Origin of the sequence: Sphaerisporangium sp. NPDC088356 (genome assembly GCF_040685555.1) — a bacterium.
Taxonomy (GTDB): Bacteria; Actinomycetota; Actinomycetes; order Streptosporangiales; family Streptosporangiaceae; genus Sphaerisporangium.
The window spans coordinates 1-25,134 of the sequence record NZ_JBFBIK010000077.1 but is presented as its reverse complement, the minus strand read 5'-3'; the positions used below and the strand labels follow the sequence as shown (position 1 = coordinate 25,134).

Sequence of the window (25,134 nt, the reverse complement as noted above, 5' to 3'; positions counted from 1 at the left end):
GTTGGTGGACCGGCTCGTGACCGCCGGGCTCGTCGAGCGGGCGATCAGCGCGAGCGACAGACGTCACGTCACACTGACACTCACAGCGGCCGGCCGGCAGCTGGCCGACCGGTTCAGAACGGTCTGAACGACGCGATCGAGGAAATGCTCACCGGCCAGCCGGTCGCACCTACGCTGACCACGCTTCGCACCGTGGCCGCCCACTTCCCCGCCGGCGAAACGGTGCGACGACGCAAAGAAGCCCCAGCCGCGCGCCTGTAAGAAGAACTGTCTTCTGGACAGGCCCCTGATGGGCCCGCACAGGCTCGACAAGGATGTCAGGAGCTCGTGAGGATGACGAGTCGCTGGGTCGCTCGGGTCATCGCGACATAGCGGTCGACCCCTCCTTCGATGCCCTTGCCGAATGCCTCTGGGTCGATGAGGACGACCAGGTCGAACTCGAGCCCCTTCGACAGCTCCGGGGTCAGCGACCGGACGCGGGACGTCGCCCGGAACGTGGGATCGCCGATGACGCAGGCGATCCCGTCGGCATGCGTGGCGAGCCAGCTGTCGAGAATCGAGCCCAGATCCGAAACAGATCCGTGTACGACGGGGACGCCGCCGCTGCGGATGGAGGTCGGCACGTTGGCGTCCGGGAGCACGGCCCGGATGACCGGCTCGGCTTCCGCCATGATCTCTTCCGGCGTCCGGTAGTTGACGCTCAGGGAGGCCAGGTTGATCCGGTCGAGCCCGATCCGCTCAAGCCGTTCCTGCCACGACTCCGTGAACCCGTGCCTTGCCTGGGCACGGTCCCCGACGATGGTGAAGCTCCGGGACGGGCACCGGAGCAGCAACATCTGCCACTCCGCGTCGGTCAGTTCCTGAGCCTCGTCCACGACGATGTGCGCGAACGGGCCGGCGAGCAGGTCCGGTTCGGTGCCGGGCATTGCGGTCTCGTCGACCAGGGCGTCCTTCAGGTCCTGTCCGTGCAGCATCGTCACCGCACCTTCCCCATCGTCATCGGCCTCGAGCAGGGCGTCGACGACCTTGGCCATGTGCTCGCGTTCGGCGGCGACAGAGGCGTTGTGCCGGTGCCTACGTCGTGACGCCTCCGGGTCGCCGAGCCGCTGCCGTGCCGCGTCCAGGAGCGGCAGGTCGGACACCGTCCAGGCCTGGGCGTCCCCGCGCTGCAGCTGCCGAACGTCATCGGGGCTGAGCCAGGGAGCGCACATCCGCAGGTAGGCGGGTACCGACCACAGGTCTCCGACGAGGTCGGCCGCTTCGAGCAGCGGCCACGCGCGGTTGAACGTCGTGAGCAGCTCCCTGTTCCGCAGCAGCGACCTGCGGAGCAGGTCAGCCGAGGCGTCGCCGTCGTGCTTGTCCACCAGGATCGTGAGCAGTTCCTCCCAGATCTGGTCGCGCGCCTCGTTGTGCGGAGTACCGGGTTCTGGTGCTTCGAACGCCTCGGCCCAATCGTCGGCGCTCAGCCAGATGTCGGACCAGTGCGTCGTGACCGTCATCCCCTTGGTTGGCGGGTTCTCGTAGAACCTGACGGCCGTCTCGATCGCCTTCACCAGGTTCGCGGACGACTTCAACAGGGCCACGTTCGGGTCGGCCTCGATCGCTGCTGCGGCTCCCTCGGCGACGAGGTCCCGCAGGGTGCAGGTCTGCACGCCCTCCTCTCCGAGGTTGGGGAGGACGTCGGCGACGTAGGCCAGGTAGGGCTGGTGCGGACCGACGAACAGCACGCCGCCCCGGCGGTGACCGAGGCGAGGGTCGGAGTAGAGGAGGTAGGCGGAGCGGTGCAGAGCGACGACGGTCTTCCCCGTACCCGGACCGCCGTCGACGACGAGAGCGCCGCGGGATCCCGCGCGGATGATGGCGTCCTGGTCGGCCTGGATGGTGCCGAGCACGTCTCGCATCCTTGCCGACCGGTTTCCGCCCAGGCTGGCGATGAAGGCGGACTGGTCGTCGAGCGCGGCGTGCCCTTCGAACCCGTCCGAGGTGAACACCTCGTCCCAGTAGTCGCTGATCCGGCCGCGGGTCCAGCGATACCTGCGGCGGCTTGCCAGACCCATCGGGTTGGCGTGGGTGGCTCCGAAGAACGGCTCAGCCGCGGGGGAGCGCCAGTCGAGCAGCAGCCGACGACCCACGCTATCGGTGAGGCCAAGTCGTCCGACGTATACGGGCTCGGGGTTGTCCGCGCTGACCATATGTCCGAGGCACAGGTCCAAACCGAAGCGACGCAATGCGCGCAGGCGAGCGGTCAGCCGGTGGATCTGCATGTCCCGGTCCATCGCCTGCCGGCCTAGGCCGCCGGGGGCCTTGCGCTCGGCGTCGAGGCGGTCGGACAGGTCGGCGATCGACTGCTCGAGGCTCTCCGCGATGGCCGCGAAGTGCTGCTCATCGCCGGAGATCAGCGTCGGGTCGGCCTTGGGGGAGAGGTGGGCGGGAAGGTCAAATGCGCTGGTAGTCAGGGGGTTCACGTTGTCAGCTCCGATCTGAGGTGGCCGAGGCACTTCGGGTCCGCCGCCAGCCACGGGCGGTCGGTGAAGATGAAGTCGCGGACGTCGTCCACCAGTGGCAGACCGATCGAGGCCCCGGGGGTTGTTGAACGCCTCGCGTGCAGCGCGTTGAAGCTCTGGGCGTTCAGGTCCGACAGCACCCGGCTGTCAGTCACCTCCGGTGGGAACGACTGGCCGGGCAGCACAGCGGCTTCGTCCACTGTGACGGGCAACCTCCTCGCGAAGCGGCGGCGCGCCGCGTACGGCGGTAACCGCCAGCCCAGGAGGATCTCCCGTGGGCCTACGGATGCAGCGCGCTCATGAGTCCTCCATGTCCGGCACCGGGGAGATCGTCGCACCGGCCGACAGCAGTCTCTCCGCCAGCGCGCGACACCGCCTCCCGAGCTCGGGAGGGTCGAGTACCTCGAAGTCGTGCCCCAGCAGGAGCACGTGCATGACCACGAAGTCGAGGCTGCCGGCGCCACTGAGCACCTCGCAGAGCTCGCTCCCTCGCCGTCGTACGACGGCTGCCGCCGCCGGAATTTGCGCGCGCACCGTGTCGGCCGACGCGTGCACGAGGAAGCGCGCCTGCTGCGGGTAGACCCGACTCGCCACCCCCTCCTGCACGTGCGTCGCCGCGTCGGGCGCCGCGCGCGGGCGGAAGCGCCAGGTCCGTGCGGACACATCGGTCATCCGGTCGATGCGGAAGCTGCGCCAGTCGTCGCGATCGAGGTCGTAGGCGAGGAGGTACCAGCGCCGGTCGGAGGTGACCAGGCGGTAGGGCTCGACCCGCCGCCGTCGCATCTCGCTCCCGGACGGGTAGTCGAAGTCGGCCTCGACCTCGTCGCGGCAGGCTCTGGCCAGCGTCATGAGCACCTCGGGGTCGACCGGCGTGCGGCCTCCGCCGAAGGACTCCACCGAGCCGGAGAGCGCGCGCACCTCATGCCGCAGCCGGGTGGGCAGCACCCGGTCCAGCTTGGTCAGCGCCCGGAGTGCGGCATCGCCGGCGCCGGGGACCGCGCCACCCGCGCCGGCGAGTAGCGAGACCACGGTGGCGATCGCCTCCTGGTCGTCGAGAAGCAGCGGCGGCAGGTCCTGCCCCGGGCCGAGCTGGTAGCCGCCGCCGACACCCTGGCTGGCATGTACCTGATAGCCGAGCGTCCGCAGCCGCTCGACATCACGCCGTACCGTGCGCGGCGTGACCCCGAGCCGGTCGGCGAGCTCGGGGCCGGTCCAGACCTGGCGCTGCTGCAGCAGCCCGAGCAGGGTGAGCACCCGCTCCGTCGTACCCCGCTCGTCACCGCTTGCCACGTCCATGTCACCCACCCTGCCAGATAGCGGACCGACTCTGTCCGCTAGAGGTGTCAGGGTGGCTCCATGGATGCAGACGAACTCGACTGGAACCGGACGCTGCGCGAGCAGTGTGAGTTCCACTGGAACCATCAGCTCCGAGCCCGGCTCGACGGCCTCACCGACGACGAGTACTTCTGGTCGCCGGTGCCGGACGCCTGGAGCGTACGGCCACGCGGCAGCTCGAAGGCGCCCGTGCAGGTCGGTGCCGGGGACTTCACGATGGACTACGCCTTCCCCGAGCCGGTCCCCGCGGCCTTCACCACGATCGCCTGGCGACTCGGTCACCTCATCGTCGGCGTGCTCGCCGCGCGCAACGCGGCGCACTTCGGTGCGCCGGCGGCGTCGTACGAGACCTGGGAGTACGCCGGCAGCGCGGCCACCGCGCTCGACCAGCTCGAGGACCAGCTCGACGTCTGGCTGGCCGGGGTGCTCGGCCTCGGCGACGCCGGGCTCCGGGTCCCGGTCGGCGCGAAGGAGCCCTTCCCCGACGCGCCCATGGCCGATCTGGTGCTGCACATCCATCGTGAGCTGATCCACCACCTGTCCGAGGTCTGCCTGCTGCGCGACCTCTACCTGCACACGGAACCCGCTACGAGCGGAGCAACCCGATGAGCCGCCACATCCAGATCACCTTCGACGCCCACGACCCGCGGGCGCTGTCGTCCTTCTGGCGCGACGTACTGGGCTACGTCCACCCCGGCCCGCCCGGAGTCGACCTGCCCGAGGACGCCGACCCGCTGGCCGCGTGGGACGACTTCCTCGCGCGGGTCGGCGTACCGGAGGAACAGCGCAACACGAGATCGGCCATCGAGGACCCCGACGGGCACGGCCCACGGCTGTTCTTCCAGCAGGTGCCGGAGGACAAGGTCGCCAAGAACCGCGTCCACCTCGACGTCCGTGCGGCTCCCGGACTGCGGGGAGAGGAACGGATGGCGGCGCTGGAGGTCGAATGCGACCGGCTCGTCGCGCTGGGAGCGACGCGGGTACGTCGCTACGAGCCCGCTCCTCCGATGAGCGCCGGCTTCATCGTGATGACCGACATCGAGGGCAACGAGTTCTGCCTGGACTGACGCAGCTCTGCTGTGGTCGTGGAACCCGGCCACGCCCTTCACGAGCAGGCCGTGTTCCCCGTCCTGCTCGTGAAGGCGAGCAGTTCCCGTGTCACCGTCATACCTGATCAAGGTGACCTACGCGGCGGTGACGGCCCCCGGAAGCGGCACGGTGTGCGCGGCGTCCCTCAGGCCCCTGTAGGAATACCGGGCCGGAGGTACCGGCACCCAAGGGGTCTGCCTGACAGGGACGCACCTGCGCGGCAAGGGCTTGTGGTGACTGCCTTGCCGCACAGGAACTTGGGTCTGTCCCGTTTCAGTCCGCGCGGTCCTCGGCCGGTGTTGGGTGTGACGGTCAAGGACCTGAGTTTTCGCGGGTCAGCGGTCGATCAGTGTGCGGTGTGCGCACCCAGCGGTCCGTCCGCCTTCAGCTCTTGGTCGTGAGCGGGCAGGGCGGCGTGCTGAATACCACGCCGTCCAGGAAGTTGCCGGACGCTGGGCTGCCACCCGCGGCCGACACCGACTGGAAGGCGAATCGTGTGGTGGTCTGTCCCGGAGGGACGACGTACACGCCGGTGTAGCGGCCCCAGGCGGTGTTGCCGTCGGAGATGTCCGGCGAGGAGGCCCCGGAAGGAACTTGAGCCATGGTCGCGCCCGGTGCGCCGATGAGCACGTGCATCACGTCGGTCCCGAGGCGGCCTCGGTGAGACAGCGCCCAGGTCATCGGTGTCCCCGGAACGGTGGGCAGGTCCTGGTAGAGCGTGGAGACCTGGTTGGCGTTGAGCTCGGCGAACTGCCGGCCGTCGGCTGCCGGGACTCCGGCCTGGCTGGGCCAGAACTCCAGCTTGTTGTCGGTGGCGGTGGTGTGCCAGCCGACGCTCGGGTTGGTGGAGGCGTCGGGGATGGACCAGTCGATCGTGGCCACGGGCGGCGCCTCGAAGCTGCCGTTGACCAGGTTCACCGGCGTGTAGGCACAGGTGACGGCCACGGTCACCGTGGCGGTGCTGGTTCCGCAGGCGGTGGTGACGGTGTAGGTGAAGGTGTCGGTGCCGGCGAAGCCCGGGGCAGGCGTGTAGATCACGTTGCCGCCGGAGATCGTCGCGGTGCCGTTGCCGGGCTTGGTGACGCCGCCGATCGTCGGTGCGGTCGCGGTGTCGTTGGCCAGGACGGGCACGCTGACAGCTGTGTCCTGCTTTGTGGTGGCGGTGTCGTCGGCGGCTTTGGTGGGCGAGATGGACTGCCCGCCCACGATCTGGATCGGGGGGGCGGGTGTGTTGGCTCCGAGCTGGCCCGGGGCGGCGATGACGCTGCTGATCCCGGTCGGCCGGATGGTCATGCTGGCGCCGATGGTGCCTTGCCTGACCTGGAAGGTGATGACCTTCGGGGACGGGTCGGTCTTGGTGCCCGGCGAGGTGATCGACAGGGTGTTGCCGCTGATGGCGCCGGTTCCGGACTGGCCGACGATATCGGCGTTGGCCAGCAGTGACGACAGGTCCCACGTGGTGGTGTAGCTCCTGACCAGCAGCGGCCACTGGGCCGTGCGGTGCGCCAGCGTGAGGGTGAAGGTGCCGCCGGGTGTGATCTGCCCGCCCCACAGGGATGGGGAGGTGTCGACCGAGACCGACCCGCTGCCCAGCCTTCCGCCGAACGCGTTCTTCCAGTAGTAGCTGACGGGGTAGGTCGCCTGCCCCTGCCGGACGCAGGGCGTGGCGGCGGCTCGCGTGACGGCCTGCCCCACAATGGCGGCGGCCTGCGCACCGGTACCGGCCGCCACCGGCGTCCCCGGTACGGCCAGCAGTGCCAACAGGGCGCAGGCCAGCGCGGTGAGCGCGGATCTGGATCGTTGTGACATCAACCTGAGCTCCCACTCGGTCGTGAGGGATGTTCTCGTAGATCAACTTCACAGCGAACATTACTGTCTGCGATCTCTCCGTCACGCCAGGTGGGCAGGTGATCTCTGTGTCGAGGACCAGCAGGTAAGACTCCAAGGTCACGGCTTGGCGGGTGACGTCGGCGCGTGGTCGACGGGCTCCGCGCGTTCGTCCCACGCATGCCGCGAGTGGAGGTGTGGTCGCCGGTGAGCCGGACAGTCAGTGGACGGTGGCGACGCAGTCATGAGGGCCGCCAGCGCTGGATGAGCTGAGCGGCCAGGCCCGGCAGGTCCGGTGCGACGAGGTTGGGCCGCGGCAGGGATTCGACGGGCAGAGGAGCGTTCCCCGGCCGGGTGATCAGGCCCGCGGTGTAGCCGGCGCTCTGTGCGCCCATGGTGTCCCAGACATGTGCCGCCACCATGAAGCACGTGGACGGCGGCACGCGCAGGTCCTGAGCCACCAGATGGTAGGCCTGCGGGGCGGGCTTGTAGGCGCGGACGGTCTCGATGGTGAACTGCCGTTCGAAGAAGTGCGCCAGTCCGGCGTGCTCCAGCGGGCTCGGCCCATGCGGGTTGGACGGTGAGTTCGTCAGCGTCACCATCCGGAAGCCCGCGTCCTTCAGCCGGGTCAGGCCCTCTTCCACGTCGGGATGCGCGGGCATGGTCAGCATCGCCTGCCCGATCTCCTCGGCATCGGCATCGGTGACCCGCACGCCGTGGATGTCGCCGACCATCTTGAGCAGCCCTTGGCCGAGGGTGAAGAAGCCCTCGTACAGGCCGGACAGGGTGATGCTCATCGAGTACATGATCAGGTGACCGAGCCATTCGCGCATGACGCGCCTGTCACCGAAGATCTTCTCAAAGAGAGGGCTCATCGACTCGAAGTCGATCAGCGTCTCGTTCACGTCGAACACGAGTACCGAGGGCTCCCCGCCGACCCATTCGGCCGGGGTTCGCGCGGTTGCGGGTGTCGCCATGGTGTCTGTCATCGGTTCGTCCCCGTTTCCCGTGTCGTCGAGGAGGCGTTCGGCCCCGATCTTCTGACCAGCGCCCTGCTTCACCAGCCGGCGGGGTCGACGTAGGGGCGATGGTTGGAGTACGGGCGCATCCATGGCAGGTCGCCGAGCCGCGCACGCCACGCCGTGACCATGTCATCGGCCTGGTCGGTGAGGATTTCGGCGGCCTGGCGCAAGGCCTGCTCGTCGTCCGGGGTGAGCCATACCGTGTCCTTCAGCCGCTGCAGGTCCTGGAGGGTCAGGGGCGAGGTGGCGGCCTCGTCGGTGCCGTAGGTGTAGCCGGGGATCTGGTCGGGATGTTCGGTCACCGTTTCCGGTGTCGGCGTGTGATCGCTCATCGCAAGCCCCCTTGGTCGATGTGCAACGCGGATCGCAGTTCGAAGGATCACAGCACGCCTGTCCCGTTTGCCGGTGCCACGCCCTTGATCTGCGGAAACTTGTACGTCTCCAGACAGAGCCGGAGGTTCGTCGTTCCGGCCGCAAGCCGGTCGGGGACCGGCTCCCCCGAGGGGTGCCGTAATGGCACGCTAACCGCGGGACGCTTCATCCTTGAGGCGAAGCGGCCCTTCGTCATCGATCTGCGACGGCCGCTCCCTGCGGCCACCGGTCGCTACGCCCACGTGATCCTGCGGCGTCTGCGCGCCCACCTCGACGGCCTGGTGAACGCCGACGAGCTGGACGCGCTCGACATCCTCCCCGGCGACGGGAACGACGGCCTCCTGCGGCGCGACGACCTCACCGTCCGCACCACACGGACCGTGTGGGTGGCCAGACGGCCGTAAGGGGCCTCGTTGCCGGCGATGCATCTGAAGAAGGTCGCGACGTATCCCGGGTGGGGTCGGCTCCTTGACGTGATCCCCAGCGGGCAGATCTCAACCGGCGCTTGACCAGTTCGCGAGCCCAAAGACGGTGAGGGTAGAGGCCCAGGCCAGGGGCTGAGGTATGCGATCCCCATCGGCGAAACGTACGGCTGATCGCCGCGCGCATAGGCGTGACCGTTTTTGTGGTCCTCGCCATCACCGCCGCGTGGTACCGGCCGCAGCCCTCAGCCTGTCGTCATCCCCGTGAGCACGTTGGTCAGCCACGAGACCGCCAGCAGGGCGGCGCCGGAGGCGATGCCGAGGCCGATGGAGACGAGGCATCCCTGCCCGCCGCCCATCCGGCGGCGCATGGGAACCTCGGGATCGAGCCCTTGCCAGACGGGCCGAGGCTCGAGCAGCAAGAACACGATGGCCCCGGCCTCTCCCACCGTGAACAGCCAGAACCATGCCCACCGGTTGCCGAGGCGCGGCCGTGCCGTACCGAGCATGCTGAGCAGCGAGACGAACCACGCGGCCGCCACCAGCCAGCCCCCATGAGGGACAGGGACGTGGAAGGGCCATTCGGAGAAGATCCCGTTCCCGCGCTGGGCCCTCGGCTGCTGGACGACCAGCCTCGCGCCCGCCGCGTCCACGTCGTGGTACAGCTCCTTGCTCTCGTAGTCGCACTTCGGCAGCCCCTGGCAGAACGTGAGCGGTGCCACGCGGTACCAGAACAGCGGACCCGACGACCAGCGAAGCTCGGACACATGCTGACCGGACTCGGTTGCGATGACGTAGATCACCTCGCCTGCCCGTAGGGAGGCCCGGAACTCCTCGACGGAGCGGTTCGGCGGATCCACGCTGAACGCCGTGACCAGGCCACCCCAGACGAGCACGACGAGCAGCACCACCCGCCCCCATAATCCCGCGAGCCGATAAGGCTCGCGCACCACAATGCCTTCGTGATACGACTCCACGCGTCACCCCGTCAATGTCCGGCCCCCCGGCACCGCCACCCTGGAACATGAGGACTTTCGGGTCAATAGTCGCGAGGACATCAGTGGGGTCACGTCCGGTCTTCGAACCGGCTCGACCGGTCCGCCTACGGGTGATCGTCGTGAGCAGTGAGGGCGATCTTCCCTTGCCGGGGTCCTCGCGCGTCGGCCGCGTGTGCTTCGGCTGCATGGGTCGTGGGGAACACTTCCTGAGCGGGTCGTCGATCGTGCTCGGAGTACGGGTTTCAAGGAGGCCGGCACCGAGCGCGTCCGCGATGATGGGCGTGTGGACTTCGAGCCGTACCGGGGTGAGCTGGTGGCGTACTGCTACCGGATGCTGGGCTCGTTCCACGAGGCCGAGGACCTGGTGCAGGAGACGATGCTGCGGGCGTGGAAGGCCCGCGACCGGTACGACCGCACACGGGCGTCCGTACGGACCTGGCTGTACCGGATCGCGACCAACGCGTGCCTGACGCGCTGGAAGTTCAGCGCCGCCGAGGTCGCCGCACAGCTCGGCGCGACGTGATCATCATGGGCAGCCTGAGCGTCGTGCGCGCGCTCATGGCCGAGGACCTGGTCGACGAGTACCGCTCCTGACCTTCCCCACGATCCTCAGCACCGGCGAACGGCTGTTCCCCGCCGCCGGCCCGCCCGCGTACCTGCAGTGCCTGTCAGCGGAGCCGGCCGGCGCCGCCGTCCACGCGCGATACGGGAGGGCGGCACTATGACGATCGGCTTCCCGGGCGGCATCCACCCACGCCCCACCGCGGCCACCCGCGCACTCTGATCGCTCCGGCCGGCGTTCGGCCGCTAGCGCCCGCCCTGGCGACCGAACGCCGACGGGCCGTCGCCTGGGCGGGAGGAGAGCAGGACGAGCGCCGCCTCGCGGCCTTGCTCGTCACCGACGGAGTCGAAGGCCTTCAGTGCCTCCTCGGCCATCTCGCGGGCCAGGCCGCCCGCCCCCTCCGCATGGTTCACCCAGGCGAGTGCGAGCAGGGCGCGCGCGTCGAGCAGCCGGTCGCCCAGCCGTACGGCGATGCCCCTCGCCTTCTCCGCGCACTCCCTGGCCTGGGGCACCCGGCCCTGCGCCAGCCGTACCGAGGCGAGCTCCAGCAGGGTGTCGGTGTGGCGGTGCCGATCCCCGAGACCGGCGAAGTGCTCGGCCGCGACGGCGAGCCGGTCGGCCGCCTCCTCCGGACGCCGGGCCCTGTGGAGCACCGTGCCGAGCGCCTGCAGCGCCTCCGCGGTGCCACTGGCGCTGCCGCCCAGGGCGTGCAGGCACTCGGTGAGAGTGCGCTCGGCCTCACCGAGGCGGCCTTGATCCAGGAGCACCTGGCCGAGCCTGCGCTGGGTGTGCGCCACGTCGCGGCTGCGGCCCTCTCGCCGGAGCATGTCCAGCGCCCGCGTGAGCAGGTCCAGGGCCTCGTCCCACCGGCGTTCGGCCCGGTGCAGGTCGCCCTTGTCGCGAAGGATGAGCGCCTCGGCGCGGACGTCGCCGGTACGGCGGGCCGCCTTCAGGCCCGTCTCGCAGACCTGGTGCCAGTCGTCAAGGAACCTCCACCGTTCCAGGAAGGGCACCAGCAGGTGCGCGAGCCGCCACGCGCCGTCGTCCAGCACGACCCCGTGCAGGTCGTCGACCAGGCAGACCAGGAAGGCCCGCTCGGCGGCCAGCCACTCCACCGACTCCTTGATGTCCCGCGTGGCGAAGTTCCCCGGGGAGGGGGCGCTGGAGACGAGGGTGAACCTCGACGTCTGCAACCGGGCGACGGCGAGGGCCTGGAGCTTCGCGAGCGCGGCGCGCACGACCTGCACGCCGTCCTCCTCCATCAGCCGTTCGCGGGCGAAGAGCCGGGTCAGATCGTGCAGCCGGTAGCGGACCTGGCCGGCCACGTCCACGGTGTGCGCCTCCAGCAGCCCGGCGTCGAGGAGGGCGTCCGCCTGGTCGCCGAAGATCTGGACGGCCCAGTCGGCCACGTCCGGGGCGGACAGCGTTCCGAGCAGGCGCAGCAAACGCCTGGTCTCCCGTGACAGCCCGTCGTAGCCGATCGCGTACACGCTTCTGACCGTCTGGTCGCCCGAATGGAGCCGGTCCAGCCGCCTGGACTCGTCCTCCAGCAGGCCGGCCAGGTAGCCGGGGGTCCAGCCGGGCCTCGCGGCGAGGCGGGAGCCGGCGACTCGCAGGGCGATCGGCAGGCCGCCACAGAAGCGCACCACCTTGCGCACCCCCTCGTCGTCCGCGCGCTCCTTCCCGATCAGCTTGACGAGCAGGACGCACGCCTCGTCGTCGTCGAGCATGCCGAGCGGCACCCGTGCCGCGCCGGTGAGCCCGCCGAGCGCGGACCTGCTCGTGACGACGGTCGGGCAGGAGGTGAGCAGCGGCCGCACCTGGGACTCGTCGGCGGCGTTGTCGAGCAGCACGAGCATGCGGCGGTTGGCGGTGTAGGTGCGAAGGAGCTTCTGCCTCTGGTCGAAGCCCGCGGGGACGGCCTGGGCGGGGCAGCCGAGCCAGCGCAGGAAGTCCTCCAGGATCGCGGCCGGCCTTGTCGACTCGCGCAGGTCGGCGTAGAGGATGCCGTCGGGGAAGCGGTCGCGATGCAGCCAGGCGGCGTGCACGGCGAGGGCCGACTTGCCCACGCCGGCCTGGCCGTGCACGACGACCAGGCCGGAGATAAGCTGGTCGAGCAGGTGGGCCCGTCCGGTGAAGTGGGCGACGTCGCACGGCAGCAGTACCGGCGGACCGGCGGAGACGTGCAGCATGACGTCGTCGTGCAGCATGCGGTGGTAGAGCAATTGCAGATCGGGATCGGGTTCGATGGCGTGCCCGTCGTCGAGGTGGTCGCGCAGCGCGGTATAGGCGGCGAGCGCGTCCACGCGCCGCCCGCTGCGGTACAGCGCCAGCATGTACAGGGCTCGTAAGCTCTGCCACAGCGGGTGCTGCGCCACGAGCATCCGCAGCTCGGCCAGCAGCATGCGGTGGTGGCCCGCCTCCAGATCGAGGCCGATCCGGCGTTCCAGGGCGAGCAGGCGGAGCTCTTCCAGCTCCTCGCGCAGCCGCCGCGTCTCGATCCAGCGTTGCGCGTCGGGATCGACGTCGGCCAGGACGGGGCCGCGCCACAAGCTGAGCGCCTCCCGCAGCTTCCCGACGTCGCGGCCGGTCAGGCCCTCGTGTACGAGCCGTCGGAAGCGGCCGACATCGACCTGGTGGTCCTCGATGGCAAGGGTGTAGGTGCCCGACACGGTGGTGATGACGTCCTTGCCCAGGAGCTGCCGCAGCCGGCCGATGTAGCCGCGGATCAGGGAGTCGGACCTGTCGCCGTCCTCTCGTGGCCACAGCAGCTGCCGCAACCGCCCGGCGGTGAGCGGTCTGCGCGCGTTGAGCAGGAACAGCGCCAGCAGATCACGGTGCTTCGGCACGGTCGGCGTGTGGTCCTCGGCGCCGTCACGTACCTCTAATGCCCCCATAATCCGGAATTCCACGGCAAATCCTCGCGATCATCGGCCGGGCCAATCGTACCCGTGGACGCGCGGGGCATGGTCGGGCGCAGCGCGCGGCGCGCGACACGCACTGGCCGGAGGCGACGCATTTGTCCTGGTCGATGGTTATCTTCATGCGATCCTCTTGATGTGCTCGGGATTACCAGGTGACGGGGAGTTCGTAGACGCCGTAGACCTGGCCGTCGTGCTTGAACGGGATCTGGTCCAGGCCGGTCGCCAGGCGCAGGGTGGGGATGCGCCGGTAGAGAGTGCTGTAGACGACCTGTAGCTCCAGGCGGGCCAGGGATTGGCCCAGGCACTGGTGCACCCCGAACCCGAAGGCCACGTGACGGCGGGCGTCACGGTTGATGTCCAGCTCGTCGGAGATGTCGGCGGCCACCGCGATGGCCGCCTCGCCGATGTCCGCGGCGCTGCCGACGCCGATGTATGTGCGACAAGAGGTCGCACGCGGTGAGTGAGCCTTTCCGCGCAAGGTGGTGGAGTCACCCTCAGTGATCACGAGTACGGCGCACCCGAACCCGTTGACCATGAACGCAGGGGGTCGTTAACCGCTTGTCGGCCGCCACGCGCATCGCCGATGATTGCGGCCATGGCCACGACACGACGAGCCGACATGTTCACCGCGGACGGCAAGCCGTCTGACGACGACCCGCGTGAGACCGGACCGACGTTGGGCGACGAGCGCACCACGCTGGCCGAATCCCTGCGCTGTGCACGCCTCACGTTGGAGATGAAGTGCTCAGGTCTCGATGCGGAGGCTATGGCGCGGCGTTCCGTCGAACCGTCGACGATGTCGCTCCTGGGTATCGTGCGACACCTGGCCGAGGTGGAGCGTGCGACGTTCCGGGTGCTGATGGCGGGACAGGACGTGCCCCGGCTGTTCTGCTCCGATACCGACCGTGACGGTGATTTCGATGGCGCTGTTCCCGACCCCCAGGTGGTCGCGGAGGCGTGGGACGCATGGCATGCGGAGGTGGACTTCGCCACGCGGTTCGTGGCCGAGGCGCCCAGTCTCGACATCACCGCCGACGATCCCTTGAATCTGCATGGCAGCGGTGGAGGGGCGATGTCGCTGCGCGAGGTGCTGGTCGGAATGGTCTGGGAGTAAGCCCGCCACCTGGGTCACGTCGACTTGTTGCGCGAGCGGATCGACGGACGCATAGGCCAGTGACAAGCCCTTGCCGGCTGCGGCTCATCCGTCACTGGCACGCGGTCACATGTCCCAGGTGACCGGGAGGCTCTTCACCCCGTAGATGTCCGCGGTCTCCGGGCGCAGGCCGACCTCTTCAGCCGGTACCGCCAGGCGCAGCGTGGGGAAGCGGTTGACCAGCGCGGGGAACGCGACCCGCATCTCGACGCGGGCCAGCTGCTGACCCAGGCACTGGTGGATGCCGTGGCCGAAGGCCAGGTGCCCGCCGTCCTGCCTGCGGAGGTCGAGCACGTGGGGATCGGCGAAGCGCTCGGGGTCGCGGTTGGCGGTGTTGTACGACAGGATGACCGTCGTACCGGCCTTGATGGTCTGGCCGCCCAACTCGACGTCCTCCAGCGCCGTCCTCATGAACGTCTTGGCCACGCTCAGATACCGCAGCAGCTCCTCCACGGCCCGGTCGGTGAGCGCGGGATCGGCGCGCAGCGCGGCCAGCTGCGCCGGGTTGCGCAGCAGGGCGAAGGTGCCCAGCGCCAGCATGTTCGCGGTGGTGTCGAGCCCGGCCGCCAGCAGGATCAGGGCGACACCCCTCAGCTCCTCGTCGGTGAGGTCGCTGTCGGTGAGGTCGCTGAGCACGTCGTCGGTGGGGTTCGCGCGTTTGGCGGCCACCAGCTCCGCGAGGTAGTTCTGGGTCGCGGTGTAGGCCGCTATCAGCTCCTCGTCGCTTGTCTCCCCGCCGAGGAACGAGTCGACCTGCTCCTGGAAGGAGCCCCGGTCCTGGTACGGCACCCCCAGCAGCTCACAGATGATGATGGCGGGGATGGGCTTGGCGAACGCGGTCACCAGGTCCGTCGGCGGCCCGGCCTTCTCCATGGCGTCCAGGTGGTCGGCGGTGATCTGCTCGACGCGCTCGCTGAGCAGTCGCATCCGCCGTACGGTGAACTTGCCCACCAGCGGTTTGCGATAGCGCCCGTGCTGTGGCTCGTCCATGAGGAGGAACTCCCCGGGCGGTGCCGGAGGGACCTCGATGCCGGTCATGTCGAAGGACGGGTGGTGGAGCATGAGCTCCTTGCGCGAGCTGAACCGCGAATCCGCCAGGACCGACCGGACCAGGTCGTAACCGGTGATCAGCCAGCCCTGGTGCCCGTCAGGGAAGGGGTAGCGGCTGATCGGGCCGTGCTCGCGGGCCTGGATCAGCTCCTTGGGCGGGTCAAAGGGACAGCCGGGCTGACGCGCGGTCGGCAGCGTGGTGACGGTGTGTTCCATGGTCATTCCTCTCATCGGCCTAGGTTCAAATCGCGATAGCACGTGTTTTCGCAGCTCGAAAGGTGCGTCGCATTCACCCCTTTCGCAGCCCCGAGGCCGCGATCGCTCACGGCATCCACCCTCGCCGACCGCTCTGATACCGGGCCGTTGCCGTGCTGACGCGGCGCTGACACGACACCGCAGCTCGCCGGTCAGGCGAACGTGCTGGATACTCGGCGTCCTCGAATACGCCCCGCGCGACATCCGCATCAGCGCAGTCTGCCCCCGGCACCGTCGACACCCCCATGGTCGGCGTCGTGATCGCCAAGGAGAGCTCTACCGTGCCGAGGCCGAAGTCGACCTGCCCAGCGACCGGCTCGGGACGTCGCCACGGTTCGGCACAATGACTGATGTGCGAGTTGAGTTGCTCGGGCCGTTCGAGGTCCGGAACCGCGATGGCGCCGTGGTGGAGGTTCCCGGCATTCGGCTGCGCGCGCTGCTGGCCGCACTCGCCCTCGAACCTGGCCGGAGCGTCACGCGCGCGAGGCTGGTGGACTGGATCTGGGGCCAACGGCCGCCCGCGGACGAAGTGAATGCCTTGCAGGCGTTGGTGTCCAGACTGCGCAGGGTGTTGCCGGACGGTGTGATCGAGGCGGAGTCCGGCGGGTACCGGCTGGCCGTGGCTCCTGATGCCGTGGACGTGTGCCGGTTCGAGCAGCTGGTTGGTCAGGCCCGTGCCGTCGAGGTCGCGGCGCGGGCGGATCTGCTGCGCTCGGCCTTGGCGTTGTGGCGCGGTACGGCCATGGCGGACATCGCACTGCGTGGCAGCGACGCGTTCGACGCTGCGGTCGCGCGTCTGGACGAACTCTACGCTGCCGCGCTCGGGGATCGGGTGGATGCGGATATTCGCCTCGGCCGTGGCTCGGAGTTGGTCTCCGAGCTGACCGAGCTGGTCGCCACGTATCCGCTGCGGGAGGGGTTCGTGGCGGCCTTGATGCGAGCGCTCGCCGAGGCGGGGCGTGAGACCGAGGCGCTGACCGTTTACCAGCGGACGCGCGAGCTGCTCGCTGAGGAGTTGGGCGCCGACCCATCGGCCGAGCTCTCCGCGCTGCACACCGCGTTGCTGCGTGGCGAGCTGGGCGAGCGGGCGGAGAACCGCAGGACGAACCTGCGCGCCGAGCTGACGAGTTTCGTCGGCAAGGACGACGACATCTCCGCGGTCGCCGGTCTCGCCGTCAAGCACCGACTGGTCACCTTGACGGGGGCGGGTGGCTCCGGCAAGACGAGGCTGGCCACGGAGACCGCGCGGACGATGCTCGCCGAGCTGCCGGATGGGGCGTGGCTGGTCGAATTGGCCTCGCTGCGGACAGGCGGTGAGCTGGCGCAGGCCGCCCTTACCGCGATCGGCCTGCGTGACCAGGCATTGCTCGGCGGTGGGCGAGGTGGGGAACCGATGGATCGGCTCATCGCCGCGGTCAGGGAGCGCGCGATCTTGCTGATCCTGGACAACTGCGAGCACGTGATCGAGGCGGCCGCGGGTTTCACTGATCGGCTTTTGGGGGAGTGCCGGCGGCTGCGGATTCTGGCCACGAGCAGGGAACCGCTCGGTATCACCGGGGAGGTGCTGTGGCAGGTCGAGCCACTCACGCTGCCGGCCAAGGGAGCGGACCCCTCCGAGGTCGGGTCCTCGGCCGCGGTGCGGCTGCTGCGAGACCGCGCGGCTTTGGTGCGCAAGGACATCGGCTCCGACGCGCACACCTTGTCGGCCATGGCGCGGATCTGCCGGGCGCTCGACGGGGTGCCGCTGGCGATCGAACTGGCCGCGGCACGGCTGCGCACCATGTCCATCGATCAGCTGGCACGTCGGCTCGATGACCGATTCCGTCTGCTGACCAGCGGCAGCCGTACGGCGCTTCCCCGGCACAAGACGCTGCGCGCGGTCGTGGACTGGAGCTGGGACCTGTTGACCGAGGCCGAACGTGGCGTGCTGCGGCGGCTCTCGGTGTTCTCCGGCGGGGCCAGCCTGGAAGCGGCCGAACGGGTGTGCGGGGACGAGGCGTTCGCCGGGGAGCAGGTGCTCGACGTGCTGACGGCGTTGATCGAGAAGTCGCTGCTGCTCGCCGACGGCGAGGGCACGCCGCGCTACCGGATGCTCGACACCATCAGGGAGTACGCGGCGCACCGGCTCGCCGAAGCCGGGGAAACCGGTCGGGCGCGCCGGGCTCACCTTGCCTACGTCACCGAGCTGGCCGAGACGGCCGAGCCGCACCTGCGCCGGGCCGAGCAGCTGGAATGGCTGTCCAGGCTCGAGGCCGAGCACGACAACATCAGTGCGGCCCTGCGCGGGGCGATCGCCGAGGGATGGGCCCAAGAGGCGATGCGGCTGGTCGCGGCCGTGGGCTGGTACTGGTTCCTCAGTGGGCACAGGGCCGAGGGCACCGAGTTGAGCATCGCGGCGGCCTCGCTGGACGGTGAGGTGTCCGACGAGGTACGGGCGATGGCGTACACCCTTGTGACAGTGTTCGTCACCTCCGGGCCCGGCCGCGATCAGTATCAGGCGCGGGAGTGGATCCACGAGGCGCACCGGTTCATCCAGCGCAGCGGGTATCGTAACCCGCTGCTCGGGTTCGTCGGGCCGCTGGAGCGGATGCTGCAGGAGCCGTCGGAGTTCCTGCCCGCGTTCGAGCCGCTCATCGCCGACGACGATCCATGGGTGCGCGCCCAGGCCAGGCTCACTCGTGGCCGATTGCGGCTTACGCTCGACGGCGATGAGACCGACGTGGACATCGACATCGAAATCGCCCTTTCCGAGTACCGCACGCTGGGTGACCGGTGGGGGATCTCGTTGGCGCTGACCTTCCTGGCCGATCGGCTCGCCATGCGCGGCGAGTTCGCACGCGCGTGTGCGCACTACGAAGAGGCGGTCGCGGCGCTGACCGAGGTAGGCGCGACCGAGGACGTGGTCGGCCTGCGGGCGCGGCAGGCTCAGCTGTACTGGCTGCTCGGCGATGAGCGATCCAGCACGTCCGCCATGGCGGAAGCCCAGCGGTGCGCGGACGGGATCACCTGGCCGGACACGCTTGCCGAGCTGGCGCTTTCGGAGGCGCAGCTGGCGCGCTGGCGCGGCGAGCCGGACAAGGCACACCAGCACCTGGCAACGGTGCGGGCGATGGCGGGCAGCGAGGAACTGAGCGACATGGCCCGCGCCAAGGCCATGGACCTGTACGGCTACCTCACTGAGGATCTCGAGGAGGCCCGCGCGCATCGGACCGAGGCGTTCCGCGCGGCTGCGGAGACGACGTATCCACCGCTGATCGCCGAGGTGTTGATCGGGATCGCGGATCTCGCGCTGCGCCAGGGACAGTACGAGCAGGCCGTGCGAGTGCTCGCGGCAAGCGACGGCGTGCGCGGTACGCCGGATCGTTCGCAGCCGGACGCTTCCAGGATCGCCACGGACACGCGAAATCACCTCGGTGAAACCGTGTTCACCGAGGCGACCCGTGCCGGCCGGGGGAGGGATTGGCGTGAGCTGGCCGAGATCACGCTCGCTTCGTGAACGTCGCGCGGGCCCACAGGTAGCCGATCAACGCGAGCCCCACACACCAGGCGATCGCCGTGATGGTCGAGCTCGCCGACGGCGCGCCGGTCAGCAACCCGCGCAGGGTTTCGATGATCGAGGTGAACGGCTGGTACTCGGCGAATTGCCGCGCACCCGCCCCCATCTTGTCGGCCGGCACGAATGCGCTGCTCAAGAAGGGCAGGAGCATCAGCGGGACAGCGGCGATTCCCGCGCTTTCCGGCGACTTCGCCGCGAGGCCGAACGCTACGGTCAGCCAGCCGATCGCCACTACCGCCAGGGCGACGATGCCGATCACGCCGAGCCACTGCGTGAAACTCGCCGACGGCCGGAAGCCCATCAGCAACGCGACCCCGACGATGAGCACGATGGCCACCATGCTCCGTAGCATGGTCGTGATCACGTGCGCGTTCAGCACCGCGGCCCGGGACACATGCATGACGCGAAGCCGGTTGATGAATCCGGTCGTCATATCGGAATTCACCGCGATGGCGGCGGGGCTGATCCCGTAGCAGATGGTCGTCATGATCAACCCTGGCGTCGCGTAATCGGCATAGTTGACGCCGACGTTGAACGCGTCGCCGAGCACATAGACGAACATGAACATCAGAATGATCGGCATGATCACGGCGTTGAACAGTGCCAGCGGATTCCTCGTCGCGTGCCGCAAATTACGCCGCAACATGGTCGCGGAATCCGCCAGGGAAGCCGAGATGACATTCATCGTGCACTGACCTCCTTGTTCCCGCTACCGGTAAGGGCGAGGAAGACGTCATCCAGGTCCGGTGTATGCACCGACAATTCCTCGACTTCTACGGAATGCGCGTCGAGCCGATCGAGCAGCGCGCGCAATGACCTCACCGCGCCATCGCCGGGAACACGCAAGGCCAACTCTTCGTCGTCCCTTGTGGACTCGTGCAGGACCCGTGCCGCGACGTCGAGTTCGCGCCGATCCGTGAACCGTAGCCGGACATGGCTGCCGGGAACCCGGCGCTTGAGCTCATCGGCGGTGCCCTCGGCGACCAGCCGGCCCTGATCGAGTACGGCGATACGGTTGGCGAGTTCGTCGGCCTCCTCGAGATACTGGGTGGTGAGGAAGATGGTCGTACCGTCGGCGACCAGTTCCCGGATGATCTCCCACATGGTGCGGCGGCTGCGCGGATCGAGTCCCGTCGTGGGCTCGTCCAGGAAAATGATCTGCGGTTTGCCGGCCAGCGTCATGGCGAGGTCCAGTTTGCGACGCATGCCGCCGGAGTAGGACGCCGCCAGTTTGCTCGCCGCTTCGACCAGGTCGAACCGGTCGAGCAACCGGTCGGTGATTCGTTTGCCCTCCGCCTTGGGCAGGTGCAGCAGATCCGCCATCATCAGCAGGTTCTCCTCACCGGTGAGCAGGTCGTCCACCGAAGCGAACTGCCCGGTGACCCCGATCGCCGCGCGCACCGCCTTGGTTTCCGTGGCCACGTCGTGCCCGGCGACGACCACCTTCCCGGCGTCGGGAGTCAGCAGCGTGGTCAACACGTTCACCGTCGTGGTCTTCCCAGCGCCGTTGGGCCCGAGCAGGGCGAAGACCGTGCCGGTCCGGACATCCAGGTCGATGCCGTCGAGCACGATCTTGTCTTTGTATGCCTTTCGCAGCCCAGTGGCCGCGATCGCTGAACCGTTCATGGCGTCCACCATCGCCGACCGCTCTGATGCCGGGCCGTTGCCGTGCTGACGCGCCCGCTGACACGACACCGCATCAGACCGGATGGCCACCGGGACCTCCGCCGCCCCGCCGTACCTGGGCGGCACCCGGCAGCGGAACTACCGCCACGAGATGGGCAGCGCGGCAGCCGCGGCGCCCTCGCGTGATCAGGTGTCGCCTACTGCCGTGGGAGTCTGACAAGCGGCCGGCCCGTCGCTCAGCTACCCGTCAGCGGCGTGATGTGGCGGAGAAAGGCCTCCGCGATGGTTCTGAGCCGGTCGGTGCGCCAGACTGGTGCGTAGTCGAACGTGGCATCGCCTCCCACGGGAACGCAGATCAAGCCGGGACGCGGGTAGAAGGGGTAGGACCGGAATACGAGCGAAACGTGCCACAGCCAGCGAAGGTAGGTCACAGGCGCGAATCGGTGTCGTAGGCCCGGTGCTCCCGAAGCTCCGGCGAGAGGCAAAGTAGCCGGCAATCAGTCTCGCCAGCTTGATCCCTCCCTGCGTGTGCTCGGTGCGTCCGGTAACGATCGTTCGCGATACACAAAGATCAACATAACGTCGCCACAGGTCGCGACTGTAAAGCTTCCCGCGTACGCGCCTACGTCACGCACTACCCAGGAAAGCTCGCCCGCCGCCCCGAACTCGACAAAGCCCTCCTGGTCGCCCGCGCTGGCGACCAGCTCGTGGTGACCAAGCTCGACCGGCTCGGCCGCTCCCTGGAGAACCTCATCGAGTTGTCCAAGCGGCTGGAGGCCGAGGGCGTCGACCTGGTCGTGCTCGACCAGGGCATCGACACCTCCACGGCGGTGGGCCGCATGTTCTTCCAGATCCTGGGCGCGGTCGCCGAATTCGAGCACGCCCTGTTGTCCGAACGCACGGTGGACGGCCTGGAGGCCGCCCGCGCCCGGGGCCGCACCGGCGGACAGAAGCCCGGTGAGGATGCAGAGCTGATCTCGATCTTCGGGCTCAGATGGCCGTAGGCCAATCCGATGACGCGACACCGGCGACCAAGGCCGACTGGTCTGAACTTGAGGACGTGCACATAGAACGACATGTGCGCGCGGACAATGAGTCGTCCAGTGCCGCCTGCTAGGCAATTATCAGATACATCCCCGACTGTCCGATTCCCTTTGCTGCTGCTCTGGACAGGAACAAGGGTGAGGTGACGGAGGGAATGGTGGGATGCGCATCGTTGTGGACCTCACCCGCTGCCAGGGCTACGCGCAGTGCGTGTTTCTCGCGCCAAGGGTGTTCCACCTGCACGGGGAGGAGGCGCTGCTGTACGCGCCGGCCGTCCCCGACGACCAGCTGGAGCGCGTACGCCAGGCCGCGGTGGCGTGCCCGGTCCAGGCCATCCTCCTCGGCGAGGCGGTGAGCCCCGGTGGCCGATGACCTGCGAGAGGGCAGGATCGTCATCGTCGGTGCGTCGCTGGCGGGGCTGCGGGCCGCTGAGACGCTGCGTGAGGAGGGCTTCACCGGCTCTCTGACCGTGGTGGGAGACGAGCTCTACCCGCCCTACGACAGGCCGCCGCTGTCCAAGCAGGTCCTCCTCGGCCAAGCGGTGGCAGACGCCACTCAGCTGCCGATGCGCCGAAACCCCGAGGCCCACTGGCGGCTCGGAGTGCCTGCCACTGGCCTGGATCCCCTCGGCAAGCGTGTGATGCTGGCCGACGGTGACTCGCTTCCCTTCGACCGGCTGCTGATCGCCACCGGGACCCGGGCGCGGCCCTGGCCCAACCCGGAGGAGGCCGCCCTGGACGGGGTGTTCACCCTGCGCACCTGCGATGACGCCGGACGGCTGGCCGAGCGGCTGGCCGCCGGGCCGCAGAGGGTGCTGGTGATCGGCGGTGGCTTCACCGGCTCGGAGATCGCCTCGGCCTGCCGGGAACGGGGCCTGGAGGTCACGGTCATCGAACGCGGCCCCGCACCTTTGGTGGGCGCGCTCGGTGGCACGTTGGCGAAGCTCGCCGCCGGCATGCAGCAGGCGCACGGGGTGGACCTGCGCTGCGGGGTGACGGTCACCGCCCTGCGCGGGGACGGCAACGGCCGTTTCGTCGGTGCGGACTTGTCCGATGGCAGCCACGTCGCCGCGGACATATGTGTCGTGGCGTTGGGTGCGGTCCGCAACGTGGAATGGCTGACGGACCCCGGGCTGGCGGCGGGCCCGCGCGGGATCGCCTGCGACGCCGGATGCCGGGCCTTCGACATGTACGGGATCGTCACCGACGACGTCTTCGTCGCCGGCGACGTCTCCCGCTTCCCTCATCCGCTGTTCGAATACCAGATGCTCTCCTTGGAGCATTGGGGCAACGCGGTCGCACAGGCCGAAGTGGCGGCCCACAACATGGTCAATCCAGGGCCGCTGCGGCGTCCACATCTCGCGCTGCCGACGTTCTGGTCAAGCCAGTTCGGGCTCAACATCAAGTCGGTGGGCGTCCCCACCTTCTCCGACCAGATCGTCCTTGCGCAGGGCTCGCTGGAGGCGCGCCGACTGGCGGTGGTGTACGGCTACCGGGGTCGGGTCACCGCCGCGGTCACCGTCAACATGGCCAAGTCGCTCGAGTATTACCAGCACCTGATCGAGACCGCTGCCCCGTTCCCACCCGCGCCCGGCGCGGCGGACCGTATGCTCGCCGCCGAGCTGCCACTTCCCTCCGATGTGCCGGACCCGAAGGGGCTTTCCCACGGCCCCCTTGTCGCACTCACCGGTCACCTGCCGGACCGTCGGTTGACCATGGTGCGGCCTGGCTGAACCTTCCGCCCGTCCACGAGGAGCCGAGACCATGACCACCGACACCCTGCTGAAACGAATCACCGACTACGCCAGACGCCCCAACCCCTACCCCCTGTACGCGGAACTCCGCGAAGCCGGTCCCGTGGTGCGGCAGGCAGACGGCAGCTACCTGGTCGGCACCTACCACGAGATCAACGCCCTGCTCCACGACCCGCGGATCAGTGCCGATCCCCGCAGCCGCCCGGCTCCGGCCCCTGATCCGTCCACCGAGGAGCCGCAGCTCCCCTTCTTGCGGCTCGACGACCCCGAACACCACAGGCTGCGCACCCTGGCCATGCGACCGTTCGGCCCCCCGCACAGCCCTGGCCGCATCGATGCCATGCGCGGACAGATCACCGAACTCACCGAAGAACTGATCGACATGCTGGGTGACCGCACCCGGATCGACATCGTCGACGACTTCGCCTACCCGCTGCCCGTCACGGTCATCTGCCGGCTGCTCGGTGTCCCGCGCGAGGATGAGCCGCGGTTTCGGGAATGGTCCGACGCGATCGTCGCCTCCGCCGATGTCAGCACCGAGAATGACACCACCGAGCGGGATCGAGCCGGCCGACAGGCGCGGGCCGACATGGGCCGGTACTTGGTGGACCTCGCCGAGCAGCGACGCGGCAACCCGAGTGACGACATGCTGTCCGCCTTCGTCAACGAGCCGGACCCGGCCATGCGGCTCACCCGCGAGGAACTGGCGGAGACCGCCGTCCTGCTGCTCATCGCCGGACACGAGACCACTGTCAACCTGATCACCAACGGGGTGCTCACCCTGCTGCGTCACCCCGACCAGCTCGACCGGCTGCGCAAGGATCCCGGACTGCTGCCCGGCGCGGTGGAGGAACTGCTGCGCTACGAGCCTCCGGTGCACATGCGCGAGCGGGTCCCGCTCGCCGACATCGACATCGCGGGCTTCACCCTGCCCAAAGGGGCGACGCTGGTGCTCGTACTCGCCTCAGGTAATCGCGACCCGAAACGGTTCCACGAGCCCGACCGGTTCGATCCCACTCGCTCGGACAACCAGCACCTCGGCTTCGGCGGCGGCATCCATCTGTGCTACGGCGGTCCGCTGGCCCGGCTCGAAGCCCAGATCGCACTGGGCGCGCTGATCCCCCGCCTCGGCACTGCGACCCTGATCCAGGACCCGCCGCCCTACCGGCACAACGCCATGCTGCGCGGCCCCCGCCACCTCCCGATCGAGGTGCATGAAGCCACCTGACATACGTGCGAGAGCCATGCGGCTGAGGCGCGAAATAGCGTCTGACTTGCTGCGACTCCCTCTCTGTCAGACTCTTGTGAGACATGGGACGAATGAGTCCTCATGATGTGAAACAGGGCTAGACAGGACGATCGAGACAGTGACGATGACCCTCGCAGACCAGGCCGCCATGAGGGGGCAGGATGGTCTGGTGACCGACGATCGGGTGCGCCGGCCGGTGCGCCGGACCTTCACCGCCGCCTACAAGGCGCGGATCTTGGCGGCCTATGACGCACTGCCCGAGGGCAGCCCCGAGCGTGGCGCGCTGATGCGCAAGGAAAAGCTGTATCACTCCCACATCGAGCACTGGCGAAAGCAGCAGGAGAACGGGACACTGGCCGCTTCGACGGGTAAGCCGAAAAAGAGCACGGAGTC

At 69.0% G+C, this 25,134-nt stretch carries 22 protein-coding genes and 2 pseudogenes; 12 read left to right on the top strand and 12 right to left on the bottom strand.

Annotation, left to right across the window (positions count from 1 at the left end):
• The first annotated feature begins 4 nt into the window (after positions 1-4).
• On the top strand, positions 5-127 hold the full coding sequence (locus AB0O34_RS24990) for a winged helix DNA-binding protein (RefSeq protein WP_363919190.1): 123 nt from the start codon (positions 5-7) through the stop codon (positions 125-127).
• 190 nt (positions 128-317) lie between these two features.
• Here the strand turns inward: AB0O34_RS24990 and helR are convergent, their stop codons facing one another.
• The 3 genes from helR to AB0O34_RS24975 form a co-directional block, all read right to left on the bottom strand.
• Positions 318-2,465, bottom strand: coding sequence for an RNA polymerase recycling motor ATPase HelR (gene helR / locus AB0O34_RS24985; RefSeq protein WP_363919188.1), 2,148 nt, complete (start codon positions 2,463-2,465; stop codon positions 318-320).
• On the bottom strand, positions 2,462-2,704 hold the full coding sequence (locus AB0O34_RS24980) for a hypothetical protein (protein ID WP_363919186.1): 243 nt from the start codon (positions 2,702-2,704) through the stop codon (positions 2,462-2,464). Before AB0O34_RS24980 ends, helR begins: the two co-directional genes overlap by 4 nt.
• 97 nt (positions 2,705-2,801) lie before the next feature.
• On the bottom strand, positions 2,802-3,800 hold the full coding sequence (locus tag AB0O34_RS24975; RefSeq protein WP_363919184.1) for a YafY family protein: 999 nt from the start codon (positions 3,798-3,800) through the stop codon (positions 2,802-2,804).
• A gap of 60 nt (positions 3,801-3,860) precedes the next feature.
• Between AB0O34_RS24975 and AB0O34_RS24970 the strand changes: the two genes are divergently transcribed.
• Together AB0O34_RS24970 and AB0O34_RS24965 are read left to right on the top strand one after the other, a co-directional pair.
• Complete coding sequence (locus tag AB0O34_RS24970) at positions 3,861-4,448, top strand: DinB family protein (protein WP_363919182.1); 588 nt, start codon at positions 3,861-3,863, stop codon at positions 4,446-4,448.
• Positions 4,445-4,906, top strand: coding sequence for a VOC family protein (locus AB0O34_RS24965; RefSeq protein ID WP_363919180.1), 462 nt, complete (start codon positions 4,445-4,447; stop codon positions 4,904-4,906). The genes AB0O34_RS24970 and AB0O34_RS24965 overlap by 4 nt, the downstream gene beginning before the upstream one ends.
• A 406-nt stretch (positions 4,907-5,312) precedes the next feature.
• Here the strand turns inward: AB0O34_RS24965 and AB0O34_RS24960 are convergent, their stop codons facing one another.
• The 3 genes from AB0O34_RS24960 to AB0O34_RS24950 all read right to left on the bottom strand — a co-directional run bounded on the left by AB0O34_RS24960 (position 5,313) and on the right by AB0O34_RS24950 (position 8,109).
• The gene (locus AB0O34_RS24960) at positions 5,313-6,737 is read right to left on the bottom strand and encodes an Ig-like domain-containing protein (RefSeq protein ID WP_363919178.1); all 1,425 of its coding nucleotides are present in this window, start codon (positions 6,735-6,737) and stop codon (positions 5,313-5,315) included.
• A 260-nt stretch (positions 6,738-6,997) separates the two neighbouring features.
• Positions 6,998-7,732 carry a haloacid dehalogenase type II gene (locus AB0O34_RS24955; protein ID WP_363919176.1) on the bottom strand — a complete coding sequence of 245 codons (735 nt, stop codon included), beginning with the start codon at positions 7,730-7,732 and terminating at the stop codon, positions 6,998-7,000.
• An 80-nt stretch (positions 7,733-7,812) separates the two neighbouring features.
• Entirely contained in the window at positions 7,813-8,109 is a 297-nt protein-coding gene (locus AB0O34_RS24950; protein ID WP_363919174.1) for a hypothetical protein, read from the bottom strand.
• 99 nt (positions 8,110-8,208) lie between these two features.
• Between AB0O34_RS24950 and AB0O34_RS24945 the strand changes: the two genes are divergently transcribed.
• Positions 8,209-8,553 carry a hypothetical protein gene (locus tag AB0O34_RS24945; RefSeq protein WP_363919172.1) on the top strand — a complete coding sequence of 115 codons (345 nt, stop codon included), beginning with the start codon at positions 8,209-8,211 and terminating at the stop codon, positions 8,551-8,553.
• 263 nt (positions 8,554-8,816) lie between these two features.
• Here the strand turns inward: AB0O34_RS24945 and AB0O34_RS24940 are convergent, their stop codons facing one another.
• Entirely contained in the window at positions 8,817-9,521 is a 705-nt protein-coding gene (locus AB0O34_RS24940) for a hypothetical protein (protein WP_363919170.1), read from the bottom strand.
• A 331-nt stretch (positions 9,522-9,852) separates the two neighbouring features.
• Between AB0O34_RS24940 and AB0O34_RS24935 the strand changes: the two are divergent.
• Positions 9,853-10,041: pseudogene (locus AB0O34_RS24935) on the top strand (sigma-70 family RNA polymerase sigma factor); the annotation flags it as partial.
• A 335-nt stretch (positions 10,042-10,376) separates the two neighbouring features.
• Here the strand turns inward: AB0O34_RS24935 and AB0O34_RS24930 are convergent.
• Positions 10,377-13,043: a BTAD domain-containing putative transcriptional regulator gene (locus AB0O34_RS24930; protein WP_363919168.1), complete on the bottom strand. Its 2,667-nt coding sequence runs from the start codon at positions 13,041-13,043 to the stop codon at positions 10,377-10,379.
• 157 nt (positions 13,044-13,200) lie between these two features.
• A complete protein-coding gene (locus AB0O34_RS24925) occupies positions 13,201-13,560 on the bottom strand; it encodes a cytochrome P450 (RefSeq protein WP_363919166.1) in 360 nt (119 codons plus the stop codon).
• 114 nt (positions 13,561-13,674) lie between these two features.
• Here AB0O34_RS24925 and AB0O34_RS24920 point away from each other — a divergent pair, with 114 nt between their 5' ends.
• Positions 13,675-14,169, top strand: coding sequence for a DUF664 domain-containing protein (locus AB0O34_RS24920; protein WP_363919164.1), 495 nt, complete (start codon positions 13,675-13,677; stop codon positions 14,167-14,169).
• A gap of 105 nt (positions 14,170-14,274) precedes the next feature.
• Here AB0O34_RS24920 and AB0O34_RS24915 read toward each other — a convergent pair whose 3' ends face one another.
• A complete protein-coding gene (locus AB0O34_RS24915; protein WP_363919162.1) occupies positions 14,275-15,480 on the bottom strand; it encodes a cytochrome P450 in 1,206 nt (401 codons plus the stop codon).
• Positions 15,481-15,877: 397 nt separating this feature from the next.
• On the opposite strand from AB0O34_RS24915, the gene AB0O34_RS24910 reads away from it, so the two are divergent.
• Entirely contained in the window at positions 15,878-19,009 is a 3,132-nt protein-coding gene (locus AB0O34_RS24910) for a BTAD domain-containing putative transcriptional regulator (RefSeq protein ID WP_363919160.1), read from the top strand.
• Here the strand turns inward: AB0O34_RS24910 and AB0O34_RS24905 are convergent.
• On the bottom strand, positions 18,993-19,754 hold the full coding sequence (locus tag AB0O34_RS24905) for an ABC transporter permease (RefSeq protein ID WP_363919158.1): 762 nt from the start codon (positions 19,752-19,754) through the stop codon (positions 18,993-18,995). The two genes, AB0O34_RS24910 and AB0O34_RS24905, sit on opposite strands and share 17 nt — an antisense overlap.
• The gene (locus AB0O34_RS24900) at positions 19,751-20,695 is read right to left on the bottom strand and encodes an ATP-binding cassette domain-containing protein (RefSeq protein ID WP_363919210.1); all 945 of its coding nucleotides are present in this window, start codon (positions 20,693-20,695) and stop codon (positions 19,751-19,753) included. The genes AB0O34_RS24905 and AB0O34_RS24900 overlap by 4 nt, the downstream gene beginning before the upstream one ends.
• Before the next feature lie 560 nt (positions 20,696-21,255).
• On the opposite strand from AB0O34_RS24900, the gene AB0O34_RS24895 reads away from it, so the two are divergent.
• The 5 genes and pseudogenes from AB0O34_RS24895 to AB0O34_RS24875 all read left to right on the top strand — a co-directional run.
• On the top strand, positions 21,256-21,699 hold the full coding sequence (locus AB0O34_RS24895; protein WP_363919208.1) for a recombinase family protein: 444 nt from the start codon (positions 21,256-21,258) through the stop codon (positions 21,697-21,699).
• Between the two features lie 202 nt (positions 21,700-21,901).
• A complete protein-coding gene (locus AB0O34_RS24890; RefSeq protein WP_363919156.1) occupies positions 21,902-22,111 on the top strand; it encodes a ferredoxin in 210 nt (69 codons plus the stop codon).
• Positions 22,101-23,471, top strand: a complete 1,371-nt coding sequence (locus AB0O34_RS24885; protein WP_363919154.1) for an FAD-dependent oxidoreductase — start codon at positions 22,101-22,103, stop codon at positions 23,469-23,471. The genes AB0O34_RS24890 and AB0O34_RS24885 overlap by 11 nt, the downstream gene beginning before the upstream one ends.
• Positions 23,472-23,502: 31 nt before the next feature.
• Positions 23,503-24,720: a cytochrome P450 gene (locus AB0O34_RS24880; protein WP_363919152.1), complete on the top strand. Its 1,218-nt coding sequence runs from the start codon at positions 23,503-23,505 to the stop codon at positions 24,718-24,720.
• A 139-nt stretch (positions 24,721-24,859) separates the two neighbouring features.
• Positions 24,860-25,134: pseudogene (locus tag AB0O34_RS24875) on the top strand (hypothetical protein); the annotation flags it as partial.